The sequence below is a fragment of the Paenibacillus sp. NAIST15-1 genome (genome assembly GCF_001894745.1).
Lineage (GTDB): Bacteria > Bacillota > Bacilli > Paenibacillales > Paenibacillaceae > Paenibacillus_B > Paenibacillus_B suaedae.
The window spans coordinates 18,363-37,585 of record NZ_BBYF01000025.1 but is presented as its reverse complement, the minus strand read 5'-3'; the positions used below and the strand labels follow the sequence as shown (position 1 = coordinate 37,585).

Sequence of the window (19,223 nt, the reverse complement as noted above, 5' to 3'; positions counted from 1 at the left end):
TGCTATACGGCCACCGCCAGCCCATATATGGTTCGAACACAGAATTCCGCTCCTGTGTACTGACAGAGCGGTACACTCAAGTACAGATTAAGGAGGGTCGCTCCTTGATGGACGTCAACAATTTTGAATTTATGAAAATCGGGCTTGCCTCTCCCGAAAAGATTCGTTCTTGGTCCCGTGGCGAAGTCAAGAAGCCGGAAACGATTAACTATCGTACGCTCAAACCGGAGAAAGAAGGTTTGTTCTGCGAGAAGATTTTCGGACCGACGAAGGACTGGGAGTGTCATTGCGGTAAATACAAGCGTGTACGTTACAAAGGCGTTGTCTGTGATCGATGCGGCGTTGAAGTAACACGCCAGAAGGTGCGCCGTGAACGGATGGGCCATATTGAATTGGCTGCTCCTGTATCGCACATTTGGTACTTCAAGGGAATTCCAAGCCGCATGGGCTTGGCGCTGGACATGTCTCCACGCTCCTTGGAAGAGATCATTTACTTTGCTTCTTATGTTGTAACAGAGCCCGGGGATACACCTCTTGAGAAAAAGCAACTGCTTTCCGAGAAGGAATATCGCAGCTACCGTGAGAAATATGGTCATGCATTCCAAGCTGGTATGGGTGCTGAAGCAGTTAAGAAGCTGTTGCAAGACTTGGATGTTGAGAAAGAACTTGAAGTGCTGAAGGAAGAGCTTCGTACGGCACAAGGCCAACGCCGCAACCGTGCGATCAAGCGACTAGAAGTAATCGAGGCATTCCGTAACTCTGGCAACCAACCAGATTGGATGATTCTCGATGTTCTTCCAGTTATTCCTCCAGAGCTTCGTCCAATGGTACAGCTCGATGGCGGTCGCTTTGCGACGTCTGACTTGAATGACCTGTATCGCCGTGTTATCAACCGGAACAACCGCTTGAAGCGTTTGCTTGATTTGGGTGCTCCGGACATTATCGTACAGAACGAGAAGCGCATGCTGCAGGAAGCAGTAGACGCATTGATTGATAACGGTCGCCGTGGTCGTCCAGTAACAGGCCCTGGTAACCGTCCATTGAAATCGCTCAGCCATATGCTCAAAGGTAAGCAAGGTCGCTTCCGTCAGAACTTGCTCGGTAAACGGGTTGACTACTCTGGTCGTTCCGTTATCGTCGTAGGTCCTTACTTGAAGATGTACCAATGTGGTTTGCCGAAGGAAATGGCGCTTGAGCTGTTCAAACCTTTTGTCATGAAAGAACTCGTGAATAAAGGTTTGGCACACAATATTAAGAGCGCGAAACGTAAAGTAGAGCGCATTAGCCCGGAAGTATGGGACGTTCTCGAAGAGGTTATTCGTGAGCACCCAGTCTTGCTTAACCGTGCACCAACACTTCACCGACTCGGTATCCAAGCATTTGAACCGATTCTGGTAGAAGGGAAAGCAATCCGTCTTCACCCACTCGTATGTACAGCCTACAACGCTGACTTCGACGGTGACCAAATGGCGGTTCACGTTCCGTTGTCTGCAGAAGCACAAGCAGAAGCTCGTCTTCTTATGCTCGCTTCCGGCAACATCTTGAACCCGAAAGACGGTAAGCCAGTTGTAACACCATCTCAGGATATGGTTCTCGGATCCTTCTACTTGACGATGGACAACAAGGAAGCTAAAGGAACAGGTATGATCTTTGGCTCCGTCAATGAGGCTGTATCTGCTTATCAACGTGGTTCAGCATCCTTGCATGCACGTGTTGCAATTCCAGTACGTGAATTGGGCAAGTCTGACTTTACTGAAAAACAACAAGATGCGTTCCTTATTACAACGGTTGGACGTATCATTTTCAACGAAATATTCCCGGCAGATTTCCCGTACATCAATGAGCCGACGAAGCGCAATTTGTTCGAGGGAACACCGGATCATTATTTCGTATATGAGAAAGGCGCGAATATTAGAGAAATAATCGAAAATATTCCGCAAACAGGTGGGGTAGGTAAAGACTATCTTGGTCAAATTATCGCCCGCTGCTTCGATGTATTCCATACAACGAAGACTTCGGTTATTTTGGATCGAATCAAGGAGATCGGCTTTACGTATTCCACAAAAGCAGGTATCTCGATTGCGGTATCCGACGTTATCGTACCGCAAGAGAAAGTGGATATCTTGAAGGAATCCGAAGAGAAGGTTCGTGTCATTACAAATCAGTATCGTCGTGGTCTGATTACGAATGAGGAACGTTACGATCGTGTTATCGAGGTATGGTCAAACACGAAAGATCGTATTACCGAGATTTTGATGAAATCGATGGAACGTTACAACTCCATCATGCTCATGGTTGACTCCAAAGCACGGGGTAACAAATCGCAGATTACTCAGTTGGGTGGTATGCGTGGTCTCATGGCCAACCCGTCCGGTCGAATCATCGAGTTGCCAATTAAATCGAACTTCCGTGAGGGCCTGACGGTCTTGGAATACTTTATTTCCACTCACGGTGCGCGTAAAGGTCTCGCGGATACGGCTCTTCGTACGGCGGATTCGGGTTACTTGACTCGTCGTCTCGTTGACGTTGCACAAGACGTTATCGTTCGTGAAGAAGATTGTGGTACGGATAAAGGCTTCTTAGTAGCCAACATCTCCGACGGTAAGGAAGTTATCGAAGGCTTGTACGACCGTATCGAAGGTCGCTATTCCGGTGAAACGGTTCGTCATCCGGAGACAAAGGAGATCCTTGTTAACCGTAACGAACTGATTGATACGGATAAGGCAGAGTTGATCGTCAATGCTGGCGTCAAGAAGATGATGATTCGTTCCGTACTCAGCTGCCGTGCTCGTCACGGTGTATGTAAGATTTGTTATGGTCGCAACCTGGCGACTGGTAAGCACGTTGAAATTGGTGAATCTGTTGGTATCATCGCGGCTCAGTCCATCGGTGAACCAGGTACACAGCTCACCATGCGTACGTTCCATACCGGTGGTGTCGCGGGTGACGATATTACTCAAGGTTTGCCGCGTATCCAGGAGTTGTTCGAGGCGCGTAATCCGAAAGGGCAAGCGATCATTTCCGAGATCGATGGTGTGGTTAAAGAAATTCGCGAAGCGAAAGATCGTCGTGAAATCGAAGTCCAAGGTGAGGCAGAGTCCAAAGTGTACTCCGTCACATATGGTTCTCGTGTCCGCGTAAGCGAAGGCATGGCAATCGAAGCCGGCGATGAGATTACAGACGGTTCTATCGACCCTAAAGAAATGCTCCGCATTAAAGGTATCCGTGGCGTTCAGAACTACATCTTGCAGGAAGTTCAACGCGTATACCGGAACCAAGGGGTAGAAATTAACGATAAGCACGTCGAAGTTATGATCAAGCAAATGCTTCGTAAAATCCGTATCATCGATGCGGGTGAAACGACATTGCTTCCAGGATCATTCGTTGACATGCATGAATATGAAGCAGCGAACAAAGAAGCGATCCTCTCTGGCAAGGAACCTGCTGTTGCGAAACCGATCTTGCTCGGTATCACGAAGGCATCCTTGGAGACAGACTCCTTCTTGTCTGCAGCATCCTTCCAGGAGACGACTCGAGTTCTTACTGATGCAGCGATCAAAGGTAAAGTCGACCAATTGCTCGGCTTGAAAGAGAACGTTATTATCGGTAAGTTGATTCCTGCAGGTACAGGTATGAACCGTTATCGCAGCGTTAAAGTGATTAATCCGCTTGACGAGGAAGTAACGGAAGAATCCCTTGATGCAGCAGGTGTTGGCGCAGCGGAGTAAGCTCTACTATAGAGGTTTCAAATGAGGTGGTTGGCGCTGTCTAGATGGCGCCAACCTCCATTTTTGTGACAAATATATCGTTTTAAAAAAGAAGTTATGAAATTGCTTGACACTGGGTAAACGAAGTGCTATTATGTCGTAGTGTGCCCAAGACAAAGACCTGTACTTTTGGAGGAACATGCATCATGTCTAATGAAAAAGGTTTACAGGATGCAACAATTCGTATTGGGACGAAGCAAACATTGAAGATGGTTGAACTTGATAAAGCCATCGAGGTGTACATTGCCGAAGACGCTGATGACCACGTTACATCGAAAGTCGTAAGCTTATGTGAGAAGAAGGGCATCAAATTGACATATGTCAGCACGATGCGCGACCTTGGCAAGGCATGCGGCATCGAAGTAGGTGCAGCAGTCGCAGCTGTCGTTGAAGAAGAATAGGGAAGCCGATTGTTTTTGTAACAGAAGAAATTCTGGGGCAAAGACATTTCATTTGTTCATTTATGAACCACCTGGATCTGTGGACTTAAATGAATGATTTATGAAGGTGTCGATAATATGGGAAGGGGGTGCCAACATGCCAACAATTAACCAATTGGTACGTAAGGGCCGCAAAGATAAAGTAACTAAATCCAAATCCCCAGCTTTGCAAAAAGGTTTCAACGCGTTGAAACGCGAAGAAACGGATTTGAGCGCGCCACAAAAACGCGGTGTCTGCACTCGTGTAGGTACAATGACTCCGAAGAAACCGAACTCCGCGCTTCGTAAATATGCTCGTGTTCGCTTGACGAACCGTGTAGAAGTTACAGCGTACATCGGTGGTATCGGCCACAACTTGCAAGAGCACAGTGTTGTTCTCGTTCGCGGTGGTCGTGTAAAAGACCTTCCGGGTGTTCGTTACCACATCGTTCGCGGTGCATTGGATACTGCAGGTGTAAACAATCGTATGCAAGCTCGTTCCAAATACGGTACGAAGCGTCCTAAAGCTAAGAAATAAGAAGTTAATGCTACTCAGAAAGGGGGATTCACATGCCACGCAAAGGTCCTGTTACTAAGCGCGACGTGTTGCCGGATCCGGTGTATAACAGCAAGCTTGTTACTCGCTTGATCAACCGCATCATGCTCGACGGTAAACGTGGTGTTGCTCAATCGATCTTGTACAACTCTTTCGAAATCATTCGTGAGCGTACAGGCAACGATCCTATGGAAGTATTTGAAGCAGCACTGAAAAACATCATGCCAGTCCTTGAAGTTAAAGCTCGCCGTGTAGGTGGTTCTAACTATCAAGTACCTATCGAAGTTAAACCTGAGCGCCGCACATCCTTGGGATTGCGCTGGTTGGTTAACTACTCCCGCAACCGCGGTGAGAAAACGATGGAAGAGCGTTTGGCAGCAGAGATTATCGATGCTTCCAACAACACTGGTGCAGCAGTTAAGAAACGCGAAGATACGCACAAAATGGCTGAAGCGAACAAAGCGTTTGCTCACTACCGTTGGTAGGATAAAGCTGTTTTGGTCTCGATATTCGAGTAACCAAACTCAATTTGAAGGGAGACCATTCCATGGCAAGAGAGTTCTCCTTAGCAAATACGCGTAACATCGGAATCATGGCTCACATCGATGCCGGTAAAACAACAACTACGGAGCGTATCTTGTTCTACACAGGCCGTACTCACAAAATCGGAGAGGTGCATGAAGGCGCCGCTACGATGGACTGGATGGAGCAAGAGCAAGAGCGTGGTATTACGATCACTTCCGCTGCGACTACAGCGCAATGGAAGGGTCATCGTGTAAATATCATCGATACTCCGGGGCACGTTGACTTTACGGTAGAGGTTGAGCGTTCCCTTCGCGTATTGGACGGAGCAGTAGGCGTGTTCTCCGCTAAAGAAGGCGTAGAACCGCAATCTGAAACGGTATGGCGTCAAGCTGACAAGTACAGCGTACCTCGTATCGCTTACGTTAACAAAATGGACATCATCGGCGCTGATTACCTCAACGTTATCGAGTCCATGAAGGATCGTTTGCAAGCGAATGCTGTTGCAATTCAGCTGCCTATCGGTGCAGAAAACGACTTCACAGGCATCATTGATTTGATGGAAGAGAAAGCTTACATCTTCAAAGATGACTTGGGTAAAGAAGTTGATGAAACAGAAGTTCCTGCTGAGTTCAAAGACAAAGTCGCTGAACTTCGTATGGAAATGATTGAGAAAATCGCAGAACTCGACGAAGAGTTGATGATGAAATACCTCGAAGGCGAAGAAATTACAGTTCCTGAACTGAAAGCAGCTCTTCGCAAAGGGGTATGCAGCGTTCAAATCTTCCCAGTAGTATGTGGTTCTTCTTACCGCAACAAAGGCGTACAGCTCATGATTGACGCTGTCGTTGACTACTTGCCATCCCCACTTGATGTACCTGACATTAAAGGTCATCTTGAAGATGGTGAAGAAGAAGTTCGTCATTCTTCGGACGAAGAGCCGTTCTCGGCACTTGCGTTCAAGATCATGACTGACCCTTATGTTGGTAAGTTGACGTTCTTCCGCGTTTACTCTGGTGTATTGAATTCCGGTTCTTACGTCTTGAACGCGACAAAAGGCAAACGTGAACGTATTGGCCGTATCCTTCAAATGCATGCGAACAGCCGTGAAGAAATCGCTACAGTACATGCTGGCGATATCGCTGCTGCCGTTGGTTTGAAAGATACAGGTACAGGCGACACACTCTGCGATGAGAAGTCTCCGATCATCTTGGAATCCATGAACTTCCCAGATCCGGTTATCAGTATCGCAGTTGAGCCGAAGACAAAAGCAGACCAAGATAAAATGGGTACTGCTTTGTCAAAATTGACAGAAGAAGACCCAACACTCCGTGTTTACACTGATGAGGAGACAGGTCAAACGATCTTGTCCGGTATGGGTGAGCTTCACCTCGATATCATCATCGACCGTATGCGTCGTGAGTTCAAGGTTGAGACGAACGTAGGTAGCCCACAGGTTGCTTACCGTGAGACATTCCGTCAACAGGCTAAAGTTGAAGGTAAATTCGTACGTCAGTCCGGTGGTCGTGGTCAATACGGTCACGTATGGATCGACTTCGAACCTCTCGAAGCAGGATCAGGATTCGTGTTCGAGAACAAAATCGTTGGTGGCGTAGTCCCTCGTGAATACGTACCTGCGGTTCAAGCTGGTATTGAAGAATCCATGAAGAACGGTGTCTTGGCAGGCTTCCCATTGGTTGACCTCAAGGCTACTATCTTCGATGGTTCCTACCATGATGTTGACTCCAATGAAATGGCGTTTAAAATCGCTGGTTCCATGGCGCTTAAAGCTGCTAAGGACAAGTGTAAGCCAGTATTGCTTGAGCCAATCATGAAAGTAGAAGTTACAGTACCAGAAGAGTATATGGGCGACGTTATGGGTATGTTGAACTCCCGCCGTGGTCGTATCGAAGGTATGGATACTCGTGCAGGTGCACAAATTATCCGTGCTAAGGTGCCTCTCTCCGAGATGTTCGGTTACTCCACAACATTGCGTTCCGGTACTCAAGGACGCGGTGTGTTCTCTATGGAACTCTCTCACTATGAAGAAGTTCCTAAGAATATCTCCGAAGAGATTATCGCGAAGAACAAAGGCGAATAATTTCGCTTCTGATTCATTTGCTATCGGCTGAGCGCATGACTTGTCATGTGTCTCGGCTGCTTATAACATATATCTATTCCACTTATTGAAGGAGGACTAGTTCAAATGGCAAAGGCTAAGTTTGAACGTACGAAACCGCACGTTAATATCGGTACAATTGGTCACGTTGACCATGGTAAAACAACTTTGACAGCGGCTATCACAACAGTTCTGTCTAAAAAATATGGTAACGGTGCAGCTGTAGCATTCGATCAAATCGATAAAGCTCCAGAAGAGCGCGAGCGCGGTATCACAATCTCCACGTCCCACGTAGAGTATGAGTCCGCTAACCGTCACTATGCACACGTTGACTGCCCAGGTCACGCCGACTATGTTAAAAACATGATCACTGGTGCTGCTCAAATGGATGGCGCGATTCTCGTAGTATCCGCAGCTGACGGCCCAATGCCACAAACACGCGAGCACATCTTGTTGTCTCGCCAAGTAGGCGTACCTTACATCGTCGTATTCATGAACAAATGCGACATGGTTGAAGACGAAGAGTTGTTGGAATTGGTTGAAATGGAAATTCGCGATTTGCTTAGCGAATACGAATTCCCTGGCGATGACACTCCAGTTATCCGCGGTTCCGCTCGTGAAGCTCTTCAAAACCCAGACGGAGAATGGGCTGACAAAATCGTTGAATTGTTCACACAAATCGACGAGTACATCCCAACTCCAGAACGTGACACTGACAAGCCATTCTTGATGCCAGTCGAGGACGTATTCTCCATCACTGGTCGTGGTACAGTTGCTACTGGCCGCGTAGAGCGTGGTACTGTTAAAGTCGGCGACGAGATCGAAATCGTTGGTATCCAAGAAGAGACTCGTAAGTCCGTAGTAACAGGCGTTGAAATGTTCCGTAAACTTTTGGATTCCGCTCAAGCTGGTGACAACATCGGTGCGTTGCTTCGTGGTGTAGACCGCAGCAACATCGAGCGTGGTCAAGTATTGGTTAAGCCAGGTTCGGTTAAACCACATACTGAGTTCACTGCTCAAGTTTACGTTTTGACTAAAGAAGAAGGTGGCCGTCATAAGCCATTCTTCACAGGCTACCGTCCACAGTTCTACTTCCGTACAACGGACGTAACTGGTATCATCAACTTGCCAGAAGGTACTGAAATGGTTATGCCTGGTGACAACATCACAGTTACTGTACAATTGATCGCTCCAATCGCGATCGAAGAAGGTACACGCTTCGCGATCCGCGAAGGTGGCCGTACAGTAGGTGCTGGTGCGGTTGCAACTATCATTAAATAATGATAGTACCGACAATAGTCGGTAATAAGAGCCCCTTATCCTTACGGATAAGGGGCTTTTTGCTTTAAAAAAAACACAGCTTTTGTTCAATATTCTTTCAAGAAGTCCCTTCCAGATCACTGTACATGATTTCTGTTATAGCGCTATAATATGTAACAATATAAGCTTACATATAGGTATGTAGATCTAGTAATATAGGGATTTAGGCCGATAAGTGAGGCGCAGGAAGGAAGAGCGACTGAAATGAGCAAAAAGCTATTAGGATGGGCAGGAAAGTGGAATAAGGAACAAACTGTGGATAGAATTGCACCAATATCCGAAGAAGCTAAATTAATGGAGCAAGGTATGATTCATTTATCCACAACTCATCCTATACATAAACAGATCGAAGTGATCGGAATGACAACAGAAGACCTAACTTTACTGCGTCAGCTCAAGCCATATTTATTGCTGCATATGAAATCATTAACGGAGGCATTTTATTCGGTTATTTTGAGTGTAGAGCATTTAAAGCAACTCATAACAAAACATAGTACAATCGAACGATTGCAGTTAACGCTTGAACGTCATATCGAAGAAATGTTTGATGGAAAAATAAATGATGAATTTGTAGGGAAACGAATTCGTATTGCAGACGTTCATCGCCATATCGGTCTCGAAACGAAATGGTACATGGCAGCTTTTCAGAATATGCAGAACCGGCTTCTTGATCTGATTGCAGCGGAGATCCGCAATGCAGAAGATCGAATGAAGGCGATTTTGGCTGTGAATAAAATATTGAACTTGGAGCAACAGCTTGTCCTTGAGGCATATGAAGAACGAAACCGATTAGAGCGAGAAGAACAATATCAACAGGTCAAGAATGAACTGAAGGGGAGTATCGCACAACTTAGTAATCAACTTGAACTGTTAACGACGGAAACAAAGCATACAATTGAACAACTGGTCGAACGAGGCAAGAGTGTAAAAAATATCATTGAACATACAGCTTCTACTGTACGGCATGCTCAACTAGAGGCAGATGAGGGGGAGCGAATGATGCGTACGTATATCGAGCGTATTCAGGACATTGACCACAACGCTTTGCTGATGAAGGGGCATGTTGATCAGTTGAAGGACACGTCTGCTCAGATCAGGACAATTGTTAGTGCTGTAAAGGAAATTGCAGGTCAAACGAAACTGCTGTCGCTTAATGCATCTATTGAAGCAGCGCGTGCAGGTGAACATGGTGCAGGTTTCGCTGTAGTAGCCAAAGAAGTGAACAAGCTGGCTGATCATACAAAGGATACCGTAGCTCATATTGAAGAACTCGTCGGCAATTCGAATTTGGCAACGAATGCAGTTGTATATAATATTGAAGTGGTGAAATCGAGTGTAGGAACAGTTCGGGGACAAGCAGATGCTGCCGGAAACGCGTTCCAGCAAATTGTTGATCATGTTGAGCACAGTACATCGAATATGGAGCATATCCAAGGCGAGATGAGCGATTTGCTGCAAATGATCAGTCATATCCATGAGGCGACAGCTGAAGTTGCGGCATCAGCAGAGCAGCTCAATCGAACGACGAAGCATTTGTAGTCTAATTGATTTCCTATTCGATAGAAATATAGCATACAGTGGAAGAGACTGGTTTAATAACTAGTCTTTTTCTATGTTATGGCAGTTTATCATGTTATGATTGCTTTCGTATTTACTTCGTTATGATGAACAGGGGGAGACAAATGAGAAAGTGGATGAGTCACGCAATTGTTTTAACGCTAGTGAGTGTGTTGCTATTAACGTCTATGGCTGGTACCGCTTCAGCGAAATCAGAATTTTTGAAGGAAGGTACAATAGTAGGTAAAGTTTCTGAGGTACAATTAAAAGGTTCAATTAATGGAATAGCTATTACAGGGTATACGTTTCGCGATTCACTGTGGATTCCAGTTAGTCATTTATCACAATATGGGTTCGACATACAAGCCAATGGGAATTCCGGACCAATTCGAATTCTTCGAAATACAAGTAAACCTGTAAAAGGGATGGCGGCTGATAAAATAAAGAAGCCAACAAGCAAGCTCACAAACGTTCATTTCACGCAAAAAGACGTTTTGCTAGGTAATCGCAAGCTTACTACATATCAAATTGATAATTCAGCTGTTATTCGATTAAATGACTTAGCTTTGTTTGGTGAAGTACTATGGAATGGACAAAGTAAAACGCTTGAGTTAAAACTAGGCAATATGGAATATGAAAATACTCTCGGCATTTGGATTGCAGGTGATAAGGCATATAATAGAAGTGATAAACAGATAAATGAAATAAGCATTAAACACTTCTTCATGTATAGAGGGAATTTGTATGACGTAAGTGAAGTTATCGATACTGCAGGTAAGCAATTTGCAGATATTCAAGGACTCATTGATCCAGATTCAAAAGAGAAGCTTGTAGATACTTACATTGGTTCAACTGTTGAATATGTAATTACATCGACTGGAGATCGAATCGATAATCCATACTTGAAGCAAGATAGTGATTATTATAAGAGCAAGACAATGGCAGAAGACGTATTGTTCCAATTGAAAAGTGTGAAGACCTATATGGAAGCAGCGGAAAAAGAATACTACATGAAATTGAAAGAGGAACTAAAAAATAACGGAAATCGTCCTCTTAAATTCGTAACACAAAAAATTACTTACAATCGTTTTGGAAGTCCAGAAGTCAACTTATCCCTAAAAAATCTAACTGAGAAAAAAGTCGTTTCTTTTGAATTGACGATAACCGGTTATGATGGGAAAGGTCGCATCGTGAAGAACAGCATCACTGGGGAAAGCCAAGTAAAAGGACGAGCTAAAGATTTTGGGAAGTATGGATCTGGAGATGTTATTGAATTTACATGGGTAATGGATTTTTATAACGATATGGTCAAGGCGAATGCTAAACTTACATCGGTTAAGTTCTCCGACGGTACAGTATGGAGAGCGAAGTAATTCAGGCAGCTTACGGAGGCTGGAACAACATCCAGAACCTTCAACTTTCATTATATATATAAACTGTGATAGACTCTAACAAGTGCCTAATAGAATCGAGTTATGTAGTGTCCTGGCTGTCCGCAAGCAAACGTCTGAAAAGATTACGAAAAAAACTTGCAATAGTCGGGACATTTATATATAATAGTGAATGTTGTTCGTCGACGTTGCGATGAAGTGAGAGGTTACCGACACACCCGGCCCCTTTGCCATGGCGATGTGTTAGGAAAATTTTCACGGAGTATGTCCGATGCAAAATTGGGCGATAAAAGGAGGGACTAAAATGGCAAAGCAAAAAATTCGTATTCGCTTGAAAGCATACGATCACAGAATTCTTGACCAATCCGCTGAGAAAATCGTTGAAACGGCTAAACGTTCCGGTGCTGGAGTATCCGGTCCAATCCCGTTGCCAACGGAGAAGCAAATCATTACGATTCTTCGTGCGGTGCACAAGTATAAGGATTCCCGCGAGCAGTTCGAAATGCGCACTCATAAGCGCCTTATCGACATCGTGAATCCAACGCCGCAAACGGTGGACGCGCTGATGCGCTTGGACTTGCCGTCCGGTGTAGATATCGAAATTAAATTGTAAGACAGTTGAAACGGTTATCCACATGTGGATAGCGAAGCCGTTTCTACTTCATTATGAACGGACTAAGGAAAGAAAAGAGGTGTCAACATGAAAGGTATCTTAGGTAAAAAGCTCGGCATGACTCAAGTATTTACCGCTGAAGGTAATGTACTGCCGGTAACTGTTATCGAAGCTGGCCCTTGCGTCGTTCTTCAAAAGAAAGACGTTGAGAACGATGGCTACGAAGCTATTCAAATCGGCTACGCTGATAAGAAAGAAAAGCGTGCTACGAAACCAGAAATCGGTCACGCGAAAAAAGCTAACGCAACACCTAAGCGCTACGTTAAGGAACTTCGTGGTGTGGATCTTTCTCAATATGAAGTTGGCCAAGAATTGAAGGCTGATTTGTTCGCTGAGGGAGAATTCGTTGACGTTACAGGTATCTCGAAAGGTAAAGGCTTTGCCGGCGTAATTAAGCGTTGGGGACAAAGCACGGGTCCTATGTCTCACGGTTCCCGTTACCATCGTGGACCAGGTTCCATGGGTTCCATTCAAGCGAACCGCGTACCGAAGGGCAAACGCCTTCCAGGTCACATGGGTACTGACACAGTAACAATTCAAAATCTTGAAGTTGTTAAAGTGGATGCAGAACGCAATGTTATCCTCGTTAAAGGTTCTATTCCAGGCCCTAAAAACAGCTTCGTTAACGTTAAATCTGCAATTAAAAAGTAATTGGTGAGGAAAGGAGGAGCACATTATGCCTAAAGTAGCAGTTTACAACATGAGCGGTGCGCAAGTTGGCGAGATCGAATTGTCCGACAGCGTATTCGGCATTGAACCAAACAAAAACGTACTTCATGATGCAGTTGTGATGCAGCTTGCATCTATGCGTCAAGGTACTCATAAAGTTAAAGGCCGTTCCGAAGTTCGCGGCGGCGGTCGTAAACCATGGAAACAAAAAGGCACAGGTCGTGCGCGTCAAGGTTCCATTCGTTCGCCACAATGGGTTGGCGGCGGTACAGTATTTGGACCGACACCACGTAGCTATGCTTACAAGCTTCCTAAGAAAGTTCGTCGTTTGGCGATTAAATCCGCATTGTCTTCGAAAGTGTTGGCAGAGCAAATTATCGTAATCGATAGCCTTGCTTTGAACACGCCGAAAACGAAGGAATTCGCGGCAGTATTGAACAACCTAAAAGTGGATCGCAAAGCGCTTGTCGTGCTTCCTGAGTACAACGACAACGTGGCACTTTCCGCTCGCAACATTCCTTCTGTGAAGCTTGTTGCAGCTGATGGTGTTAACGTATATGATGTTCTTCGCCATGAGAAGCTCATCATCACGAAGGATGCGGTTCAGAAGGTAGAGGAGGTGTTCGCATAATGAAAGACCCTCGCGATATCATTAAGCGTCCGGTTATTACTGAGCGTACAGCAGACATGATGAATGACTTGAAATACGTATTCGAAGTTGATATGCGTGCTAACAAGACTGAAATCAAATTGGCTGTAGAGCAAATCTTCAAAGTGAAGGTAGCGAACGTGAACACGCTTCGTATGCCTGCTAAGCCAAAACGCTATGGCCGTCACTCCGGCTACACTTCCGAATGGAAGAAAGCGTTCGTCACTTTGGCAAAAGACAGCAAGCCACTCGAGTTCTTCGAGACGGTTTAATATAGACTTCTGAAGTAAGGAGGGAAAACAAGTGCCTATCAAAAAGTACAAACCGACATCCCCGGCTCGTCGTAATATGAGCGTGTCCACGTTCGAAGAAATTACAACGAATGTACCGGAGAAATCGTTGCTTGCGCCTTTGAGCAAAACTGCTGGCCGCAACAACCAAGGTAAAATTACGGTTCGTCACCACGGTGGTGGACACAAACGTAAATACCGTATCATCGATTTCAAACGTAACAAGGATGGCATTCCAGGCCGCGTTGCTACAATCGAGTACGATCCAAACCGTACTTCCAACATTGCGTTGATCAACTATGCTGATGGTGAAAAGCGTTATATCATCGCTCCTAAAGGATTGAAAGTAGGCGACGTTATCGAGTCCGGTACCGGCGCAGACATCAAGATCGGTAACGCATTGCCAATGGAAAACATTCCAGTAGGTACAGTTATCCACAACATCGAATTGCAACCAGGTAAGGGTGGTCAGTTGGTTCGCGCCGCTGGTACGGAAGCTCAATTGCTTGGTAAAGAAGAGAAGTACGTAACAGTACGTTTGTCTTCTGGCGAAGTTCGTAAATTGTTGAAAGTGTGCCGTGCTACAATCGGTTCCGTAGGTAACGGTGACCATGAGCTTATCAAAATCGGTAAAGCAGGCCGTAACCGCTGGTTGGGCAAACGTCCAGTCGTTCGTGGTGTGGTAATGAACCCGGTTGATCACCCTCACGGTGGTGGTGAAGGTAAAGCTCCAATCGGTCGTAAGTCTCCTATGTCTCCATGGGGCAAACCGACACTTGGTTACAAAACGCGTAAAAAAGGTAAACATTCCGATAAATATATCGTTCGTCGTCGCACGAAATAATATGTTTCCATTTGATTGCGCAGCAGCGTAATCACAAACGAATCAGTTCTGTCGAAGGGAGGATTCATATATGGGTCGCAGTTTGAAAAAAGGACCATTCGTTGATGGTCACCTGATGAAGAAAGTTGAAGGATTGAACGATACAAGCAAGAAAGTTGTTATCAAGACTTGGTCCCGTCGTTCTACAATTTTCCCTCAATTTATCGGTCATACGTTCGGGGTATATGACGGACGTAAACATGTACCAGTATACGTAACGGAAGATATGGTTGGGCATAAGCTTGGCGAATTCGCACCAACACGTACGTACAAAGGTCATGACGATGACAGAAAAACAGGCAAACGCTAATTATTGATATAGCATTCGAGGGGAGGTACTTCCATGCAAGCAAAAGCACATGCGAATAACATTCGCATCGCCCCACGCAAGGTTAAGCTGGTTATTGACTTGATCCGCGGCAAACAAGTGGGCGAAGCAATCGCAATTTTGCGCCACACGCCGAAGTCAGCTTCGCCAGTGGTTGAAAAATTGTTGAACTCTGCAATTGCCAATGCAGAACACAACCATCAAATGGACGTTAATAGTCTCGTTATTTCGGAAGTCTTCGTAAACCAAGGACCAACGATGAAACGTTTCCGTCCACGCGCTATGGGACGTGCGAGCCGCATTAACAAAAGAACAAGCCACATCACGCTTGTAGTATCTGAAAAATAAGGAGGGACAACGTGTGGGTCAAAAGGTAAATCCAGTCGGACTTCGAGTGGGCGTTATCCGCGATTGGGAATCCAAGTGGTATGCCGAAAAAGATTTCGGTACATTGCTCATCGAAGACGTTAAGATTCGTGAATTCCTTAAGAATAAATTGAAAGAATCCGCCGTATCCCGCATTGAGATTGAACGTGCAGCTAACCGCGTGAACGTTACAATCCACACTGCGAAACCGGGTATGGTAATCGGTAAGGGCGGTTCCGAAGTTGAAGCACTTCGTCGTGAAGTAACGAAAATTGCTAACGGCAAAAAAGTACACATCAACATCTCGGAAATCAAAACTCCAGATTTGGACGCAACTCTCGTTGCAGAGAGCATTGCACAACAACTGGAACGCCGTGTTTCTTTCCGCCGCGCTTTGAAACAATCAATTCAACGTTCCATGCGTTCTGGTGCGAAAGGAATCAAGACTGCAGTTAGCGGTCGTCTGGGCGGTGCTGAAATCGCTCGTACAGAAGGTTACAGCGAAGGGACAGTGCCACTTCATACGCTTCGCGCCGACATCGACTACGGCACAGCTGAAGCTCATACAACTTACGGCCGTATTGGCGTAAAAGTATGGATCTATCGTGGAGAGGTACTTCCTACGGCTAAGAAAAAGGCTGTTGAGGAAGGAGGCAACTAATCATGTTGGTACCTAAACGTGTAAAACACCGGAAGCAGCAAAAAGGACGCATGAAGGGTCAAGCTAAAGGTGGCACGACAGTTCACTTCGGTGAATACGGGTTGCAAGCATTGGAGCCTACATGGATTACTAACCGTCAAATCGAGGCTGCTCGTATTGCGATGACTCGTTACATCAAACGTGGCGGTAAAGTATGGATTAAAATTTTCCCAGATAAACCAGTAACGGCTAAGCCGCTTGAGGTTCGTATGGGTAGCGGTAAAGGTAACGTTGAGAAGTGGGTTGCTGTAGTTAAGCCTGGTAAAGTAATGTTCGAACTTTCCGGTGTACCTGAAGAGGTAGCTCGCGAAGCTATGCGCCTTGCTGCTCACAAACTGCCTATTAAGACTAAGTTTGTGAAACGTGAAGAAATGGGTGGTGAAGCAAATGAAAGCTAGTGAATTCCGCAACTTGACCACTGCCGAAATCGAACAAAAGATTGCCGGATTCAAGGAAGAACTTTTCAACCTCCGTTTCCAATTGGCTACCGGACAGCTTGACAACCCAACTCGCATTCGTGACGTGCGTAAAGCGATTGCTCGTGCACATACGATTCTGCGTGAAAGAGAACTTGGTATTACTAGCTAATACACCAAGATGTCAGTTTCGGAAAAATAGACATCCTGTATCCAGGAAGGAGGCAGAACACTAATGAGTGAAGTACGTAACGCTCGTAAAGTGCAAATTGGTAAAGTTGTCAGCGATAAAATGGACAAAACAATCGTAGTAGCGGTTGAGACATACAAAAAGCATGATTTGTATCACAAACGCATCAAATACACGAAGAAGTTCAAAGCGCATGACGAAAATAACGAAGCCAAAATTGGCGATACTGTAAAAATCATGGAGACGCGTCCGTTGTCGAAAGACAAGCGCTGGAGACTCGTTGAAATCGTTGAGAAAGCAGTTATCGTTTAATGAACGGATAGTTTCACCGAAAGGAGGACATTCGAATGATTCAAGCATTTTCACGTTTAAATGTAGCAGACAACTCTGGTGCGAAAGAACTGATGTGTATTCGCGTGTTGGGCGGTACTGGCCGTAAATCAGCTCACATCGGTGACTTGATCGTATGCTCTGTCAAACAAGCAACACCAGGCGGCGTTGTCAAAAAGGGTGACGTAGTCAAAGCGGTTATCGTTCGTACGAAGCGTTCTGTACGCCGTAAAGACGGTTCTTACATCGCATTTGACGAAAACGCAGCGGTTATCGTGAAAGAAGATAAGGGCCCACGTGGGACTCGTATTTTCGGACCTGTCGCTCGCGAACTTCGCGAAAAAGACTTCATGAAAATCGTTTCCCTGGCACCGGAAGTTATCTAATCAGCTTGCCCGCCAGGCAAGACTCAGGAGGTGTGACACATGCCACGATTGAAAAAAATTCTCGAGTCGCATAACAACAAATTGCACGTGAAAAAAGATGACACTGTCATCGTGATCACGGGTAAAGATAAAGGCAAAAAAGGCCGTGTTATTGCAGCATTCCCTCGTGAAAACCGCGTTATTGTGGAAGGCGTAAACATGGTGAAGAAGCATCAGAAGCCTAACGCTAAGAACCCACAAGGCGGTATCGTTGAGCAAGAAGCAGCAATTCATGCATCTAACGTTATGCACGTGGATCCAAAGTCGGGTAAAGTAACGCGCATCGGTTACAAAGTGGAAAACGGTAAAAAAGTGCGCGTAGCTAAACGCTCCGGCGAAATTATCGACTAATCGCTTCGGAAAGGAGGTCCATTCTACATGGCAGCTCGTTTGAAAGAACGTTATTTGAACGAAATTACTCCTGCGCTAGTGCAGAAGTTCAACTATACATCAGTAATGCAAGCACCAAAAGTGGAGAAAGTCGTCATCAACATTGGTATGGGTGAGGCTGTTCAAAACTCCAAAGTTTTGGATTCTGCAGTAGCTGAATTGCAACTAATCGCTGGTCAAAAGCCAGTAATCACTCGCGCGAAGAAGTCTATCGCAGGCTTTAAACTTCGTGAGGGAATGCCGATTGGTGTGAAAGTCACATTGCGTGGTGAGCGCATGTATCACTTCTTGGACAAATTGTTCAATGTCACGCTTCCTCGTGTCCGCGACTTCCGCGGTATCTCGAATAAAGCGTTTGACGGCCGCGGCAACTACACACTCGGTTTGAAGGAGCAAATTATCTTCCCTGAAATCGAGTATGATAAAATTGACAAGGTTCGTGGTATGGATATCGTCATCGTTACAACAGCGAAGACGGACGAAGAATCCCGCGAATTGTTGACGCAACTCGGCATGCCTTTCACGAAGTAATTCGTTTTAAAGGTCGGTTACGTTTGAGATACGGACTGAGCAATCAGTTCTGAATCCATCGACACAAATCTCTAGGAGGTGTCAACTCACGTGGCAAAAACTTCGATGAAAATCAAGCAACAACGCAAACCGAAGTTTGAAGTACGGGCATATACGCGCTGTGAGCGCTGCGGACGTCCGCATTCCGTATTACGTAAGTTCAAAATTTGCCGGATTTGTTTCCGCGAATTGGCATATAAAGGCCAGATTCCTGGCGTTAAAAAAGCAAGCTGGTAATCAACCCTGTTGCGGGAAGGAGGTTTACACTAATGGTTATGTCCGATCCGATTGCAGATATGCTTACACGCATTCGCAATGCTAATACAGTGCGTCATGAAACGGTGGAAATGCCTGCTTCTACTATGAAGAAGCAAATCGCAGAAATCTTGAAGCGTGAAGGCTTTATCCGTGACGCTGAATATATCGATGACAACAAACAAGGGATCATTCGCGTGTTCCTGAAGTACGGTGCAAACAACGAGCGTGTTATCACAGGCTTGAAGCGCATCAGTAAACCAGGACTGCGCGTGTACACGAAGGCTAATGAGGTTCCTCGCGTACTCGGCGGTCTCGGTATCGCAATCATCTCGACGTCCAAGGGCGTCATGACTGACAAAGAAGCTCGCCAGTCCAAATCCGGCGGCGAGGTAATCTGCTACGTTTGGTAAACCATTCGCATAAGATTGGAGGTGC

Annotated in this window: 24 protein-coding genes; all 24 read left to right on the top strand. The window is 45.6% G+C overall.

Annotated elements, in window-relative coordinates; all coding sequences use genetic code 11:
• Positions 1-104: 104 nt before the first annotated feature.
• The 24 genes from rpoC to rpsH all read left to right on the top strand — a co-directional run bounded on the left by rpoC (position 105) and on the right by rpsH (position 19,198).
• A complete protein-coding gene (rpoC, locus tag PBN151_RS28590) occupies positions 105-3,728 on the top strand; it encodes a DNA-directed RNA polymerase subunit beta' (RefSeq protein ID WP_021252465.1) in 3,624 nt (1,207 codons plus the stop codon).
• Between the two features lie 185 nt (positions 3,729-3,913).
• Positions 3,914-4,168, top strand: a complete 255-nt coding sequence (locus PBN151_RS28585) for a ribosomal L7Ae/L30e/S12e/Gadd45 family protein (protein ID WP_072732031.1) — start codon at positions 3,914-3,916, stop codon at positions 4,166-4,168.
• Positions 4,169-4,304: 136 nt separating this feature from the next.
• Positions 4,305-4,724, top strand: coding sequence for a 30S ribosomal protein S12 (gene rpsL / locus PBN151_RS28580; RefSeq protein ID WP_005544563.1), 420 nt, complete (start codon positions 4,305-4,307; stop codon positions 4,722-4,724).
• A 32-nt stretch (positions 4,725-4,756) separates the two neighbouring features.
• A complete protein-coding gene (rpsG, locus tag PBN151_RS28575) occupies positions 4,757-5,227 on the top strand; it encodes a 30S ribosomal protein S7 (RefSeq protein ID WP_021252463.1) in 471 nt (156 codons plus the stop codon).
• Between the two features lie 62 nt (positions 5,228-5,289).
• The gene (gene fusA, locus PBN151_RS28570) at positions 5,290-7,365 is read left to right on the top strand and encodes an elongation factor G (protein WP_072732030.1); all 2,076 of its coding nucleotides are present in this window, start codon (positions 5,290-5,292) and stop codon (positions 7,363-7,365) included.
• A gap of 105 nt (positions 7,366-7,470) precedes the next feature.
• Positions 7,471-8,664, top strand: a complete 1,194-nt coding sequence (gene tuf, locus PBN151_RS28565; RefSeq protein ID WP_021252461.1) for an elongation factor Tu — start codon at positions 7,471-7,473, stop codon at positions 8,662-8,664.
• Positions 8,665-8,907: 243 nt separating this feature from the next.
• A complete protein-coding gene (locus PBN151_RS28560) occupies positions 8,908-10,242 on the top strand; it encodes a globin-coupled sensor protein (RefSeq protein ID WP_227775180.1) in 1,335 nt (444 codons plus the stop codon).
• A 143-nt stretch (positions 10,243-10,385) separates the two neighbouring features.
• A complete protein-coding gene (locus tag PBN151_RS28555) occupies positions 10,386-11,633 on the top strand; it encodes a hypothetical protein (protein WP_072732029.1) in 1,248 nt (415 codons plus the stop codon).
• A 322-nt stretch (positions 11,634-11,955) separates the two neighbouring features.
• A complete protein-coding gene (gene rpsJ, locus PBN151_RS28550) occupies positions 11,956-12,264 on the top strand; it encodes a 30S ribosomal protein S10 (protein ID WP_005544556.1) in 309 nt (102 codons plus the stop codon).
• Positions 12,265-12,351: 87 nt separating this feature from the next.
• On the top strand, positions 12,352-12,975 hold the full coding sequence (gene rplC, locus PBN151_RS28545) for a 50S ribosomal protein L3 (RefSeq protein WP_021252458.1): 624 nt from the start codon (positions 12,352-12,354) through the stop codon (positions 12,973-12,975).
• Between the two features lie 25 nt (positions 12,976-13,000).
• Complete coding sequence (gene rplD, locus PBN151_RS28540) at positions 13,001-13,624, top strand: 50S ribosomal protein L4 (RefSeq protein ID WP_021252457.1); 624 nt, start codon at positions 13,001-13,003, stop codon at positions 13,622-13,624.
• The gene (gene rplW, locus PBN151_RS28535; RefSeq protein WP_005544549.1) at positions 13,624-13,914 is read left to right on the top strand and encodes a 50S ribosomal protein L23; all 291 of its coding nucleotides are present in this window, start codon (positions 13,624-13,626) and stop codon (positions 13,912-13,914) included. The genes rplD and rplW overlap by 1 nt, the downstream gene beginning before the upstream one ends.
• 31 nt (positions 13,915-13,945) lie before the next feature.
• Positions 13,946-14,776 (top strand): 50S ribosomal protein L2, encoded by an 831-nt coding sequence (gene rplB / locus PBN151_RS28530; protein ID WP_021252456.1) that lies wholly within the window; start codon positions 13,946-13,948, stop codon positions 14,774-14,776.
• 70 nt (positions 14,777-14,846) lie between these two features.
• Positions 14,847-15,125 carry a 30S ribosomal protein S19 gene (rpsS, locus tag PBN151_RS28525; RefSeq protein WP_021252455.1) on the top strand — a complete coding sequence of 93 codons (279 nt, stop codon included), beginning with the start codon at positions 14,847-14,849 and terminating at the stop codon, positions 15,123-15,125.
• Between the two features lie 33 nt (positions 15,126-15,158).
• Positions 15,159-15,491 (top strand): 50S ribosomal protein L22, encoded by a 333-nt coding sequence (gene rplV, locus PBN151_RS28520; RefSeq protein ID WP_021252454.1) that lies wholly within the window; start codon positions 15,159-15,161, stop codon positions 15,489-15,491.
• 13 nt (positions 15,492-15,504) lie between these two features.
• Positions 15,505-16,170 (top strand): 30S ribosomal protein S3, encoded by a 666-nt coding sequence (gene rpsC, locus PBN151_RS28515; RefSeq protein ID WP_021252453.1) that lies wholly within the window; start codon positions 15,505-15,507, stop codon positions 16,168-16,170.
• A gap of 2 nt (positions 16,171-16,172) precedes the next feature.
• A complete protein-coding gene (gene rplP / locus PBN151_RS28510; RefSeq protein WP_021252452.1) occupies positions 16,173-16,607 on the top strand; it encodes a 50S ribosomal protein L16 in 435 nt (144 codons plus the stop codon).
• Positions 16,597-16,797 carry a 50S ribosomal protein L29 gene (gene rpmC, locus PBN151_RS28505; protein ID WP_005544540.1) on the top strand — a complete coding sequence of 67 codons (201 nt, stop codon included), beginning with the start codon at positions 16,597-16,599 and terminating at the stop codon, positions 16,795-16,797. Before rplP ends, rpmC begins: the two co-directional genes overlap by 11 nt.
• A gap of 63 nt (positions 16,798-16,860) precedes the next feature.
• Positions 16,861-17,127, top strand: coding sequence for a 30S ribosomal protein S17 (gene rpsQ, locus PBN151_RS28500; RefSeq protein WP_005544539.1), 267 nt, complete (start codon positions 16,861-16,863; stop codon positions 17,125-17,127).
• A 35-nt stretch (positions 17,128-17,162) separates the two neighbouring features.
• Complete coding sequence (rplN, locus tag PBN151_RS28495; protein WP_021252451.1) at positions 17,163-17,531, top strand: 50S ribosomal protein L14; 369 nt, start codon at positions 17,163-17,165, stop codon at positions 17,529-17,531.
• A 39-nt stretch (positions 17,532-17,570) separates the two neighbouring features.
• Positions 17,571-17,921: a 50S ribosomal protein L24 gene (rplX, locus tag PBN151_RS28490; RefSeq protein WP_005544537.1), complete on the top strand. Its 351-nt coding sequence runs from the start codon at positions 17,571-17,573 to the stop codon at positions 17,919-17,921.
• A gap of 27 nt (positions 17,922-17,948) precedes the next feature.
• Positions 17,949-18,491, top strand: a complete 543-nt coding sequence (gene rplE, locus PBN151_RS28485; RefSeq protein ID WP_072732027.1) for a 50S ribosomal protein L5 — start codon at positions 17,949-17,951, stop codon at positions 18,489-18,491.
• 90 nt (positions 18,492-18,581) lie between these two features.
• Positions 18,582-18,767, top strand: coding sequence for a type Z 30S ribosomal protein S14 (locus tag PBN151_RS28480; protein WP_005544535.1), 186 nt, complete (start codon positions 18,582-18,584; stop codon positions 18,765-18,767).
• Positions 18,768-18,799: 32 nt separating this feature from the next.
• The gene (gene rpsH / locus PBN151_RS28475) at positions 18,800-19,198 is read left to right on the top strand and encodes a 30S ribosomal protein S8 (protein ID WP_005544534.1); all 399 of its coding nucleotides are present in this window, start codon (positions 18,800-18,802) and stop codon (positions 19,196-19,198) included.
• Positions 19,199-19,223: the final 25 nt, after the last annotated feature.

Excerpts from the sequence above, each read along its gene's own strand:
- rplX (WP_005544537.1), top strand. The coding sequence starts at position 17,571 with ATGCCACGATTGAAAAAAATTCTCGAGTCGCATAACAACAAATTGCAC.
- PBN151_RS28560 (WP_227775180.1), top strand. The coding sequence starts at position 8,908 with ATGAGCAAAAAGCTATTAGGATGGGCAGGAAAGTGGAATAAGGAACAA.
- rpsH (WP_005544534.1), top strand. The coding sequence starts at position 18,800 with ATGGTTATGTCCGATCCGATTGCAGATATGCTTACACGCATTCGCAAT.
- PBN151_RS28555 (WP_072732029.1), top strand. The coding sequence starts at position 10,386 with ATGAGAAAGTGGATGAGTCACGCAATTGTTTTAACGCTAGTGAGTGTG.
- rplD (WP_021252457.1), top strand. The coding sequence starts at position 13,001 with ATGCCTAAAGTAGCAGTTTACAACATGAGCGGTGCGCAAGTTGGCGAG.
- rplP (WP_021252452.1), top strand. The coding sequence starts at position 16,173 with ATGTTGGTACCTAAACGTGTAAAACACCGGAAGCAGCAAAAAGGACGC.
- rplW (WP_005544549.1), top strand. The coding sequence starts at position 13,624 with ATGAAAGACCCTCGCGATATCATTAAGCGTCCGGTTATTACTGAGCGT.
- rpsG (WP_021252463.1), top strand. The coding sequence starts at position 4,757 with ATGCCACGCAAAGGTCCTGTTACTAAGCGCGACGTGTTGCCGGATCCG.
- tuf (WP_021252461.1), top strand. The coding sequence starts at position 7,471 with ATGGCAAAGGCTAAGTTTGAACGTACGAAACCGCACGTTAATATCGGT.
- rpsJ (WP_005544556.1), top strand. The coding sequence starts at position 11,956 with ATGGCAAAGCAAAAAATTCGTATTCGCTTGAAAGCATACGATCACAGA.
- rpsQ (WP_005544539.1), top strand. The coding sequence starts at position 16,861 with ATGAGTGAAGTACGTAACGCTCGTAAAGTGCAAATTGGTAAAGTTGTC.
- rpsS (WP_021252455.1), top strand. The coding sequence starts at position 14,847 with ATGGGTCGCAGTTTGAAAAAAGGACCATTCGTTGATGGTCACCTGATG.
- fusA (WP_072732030.1), top strand. The coding sequence starts at position 5,290 with ATGGCAAGAGAGTTCTCCTTAGCAAATACGCGTAACATCGGAATCATG.
- PBN151_RS28585 (WP_072732031.1), top strand. The coding sequence starts at position 3,914 with ATGTCTAATGAAAAAGGTTTACAGGATGCAACAATTCGTATTGGGACG.
- rpmC (WP_005544540.1), top strand. The coding sequence starts at position 16,597 with ATGAAAGCTAGTGAATTCCGCAACTTGACCACTGCCGAAATCGAACAA.
- rplC (WP_021252458.1), top strand. The coding sequence starts at position 12,352 with ATGAAAGGTATCTTAGGTAAAAAGCTCGGCATGACTCAAGTATTTACC.
- rpsL (WP_005544563.1), top strand. The coding sequence starts at position 4,305 with ATGCCAACAATTAACCAATTGGTACGTAAGGGCCGCAAAGATAAAGTA.
- rplE (WP_072732027.1), top strand. The coding sequence starts at position 17,949 with ATGGCAGCTCGTTTGAAAGAACGTTATTTGAACGAAATTACTCCTGCG.
- rplN (WP_021252451.1), top strand. The coding sequence starts at position 17,163 with ATGATTCAAGCATTTTCACGTTTAAATGTAGCAGACAACTCTGGTGCG.
- rplV (WP_021252454.1), top strand. The coding sequence starts at position 15,159 with ATGCAAGCAAAAGCACATGCGAATAACATTCGCATCGCCCCACGCAAG.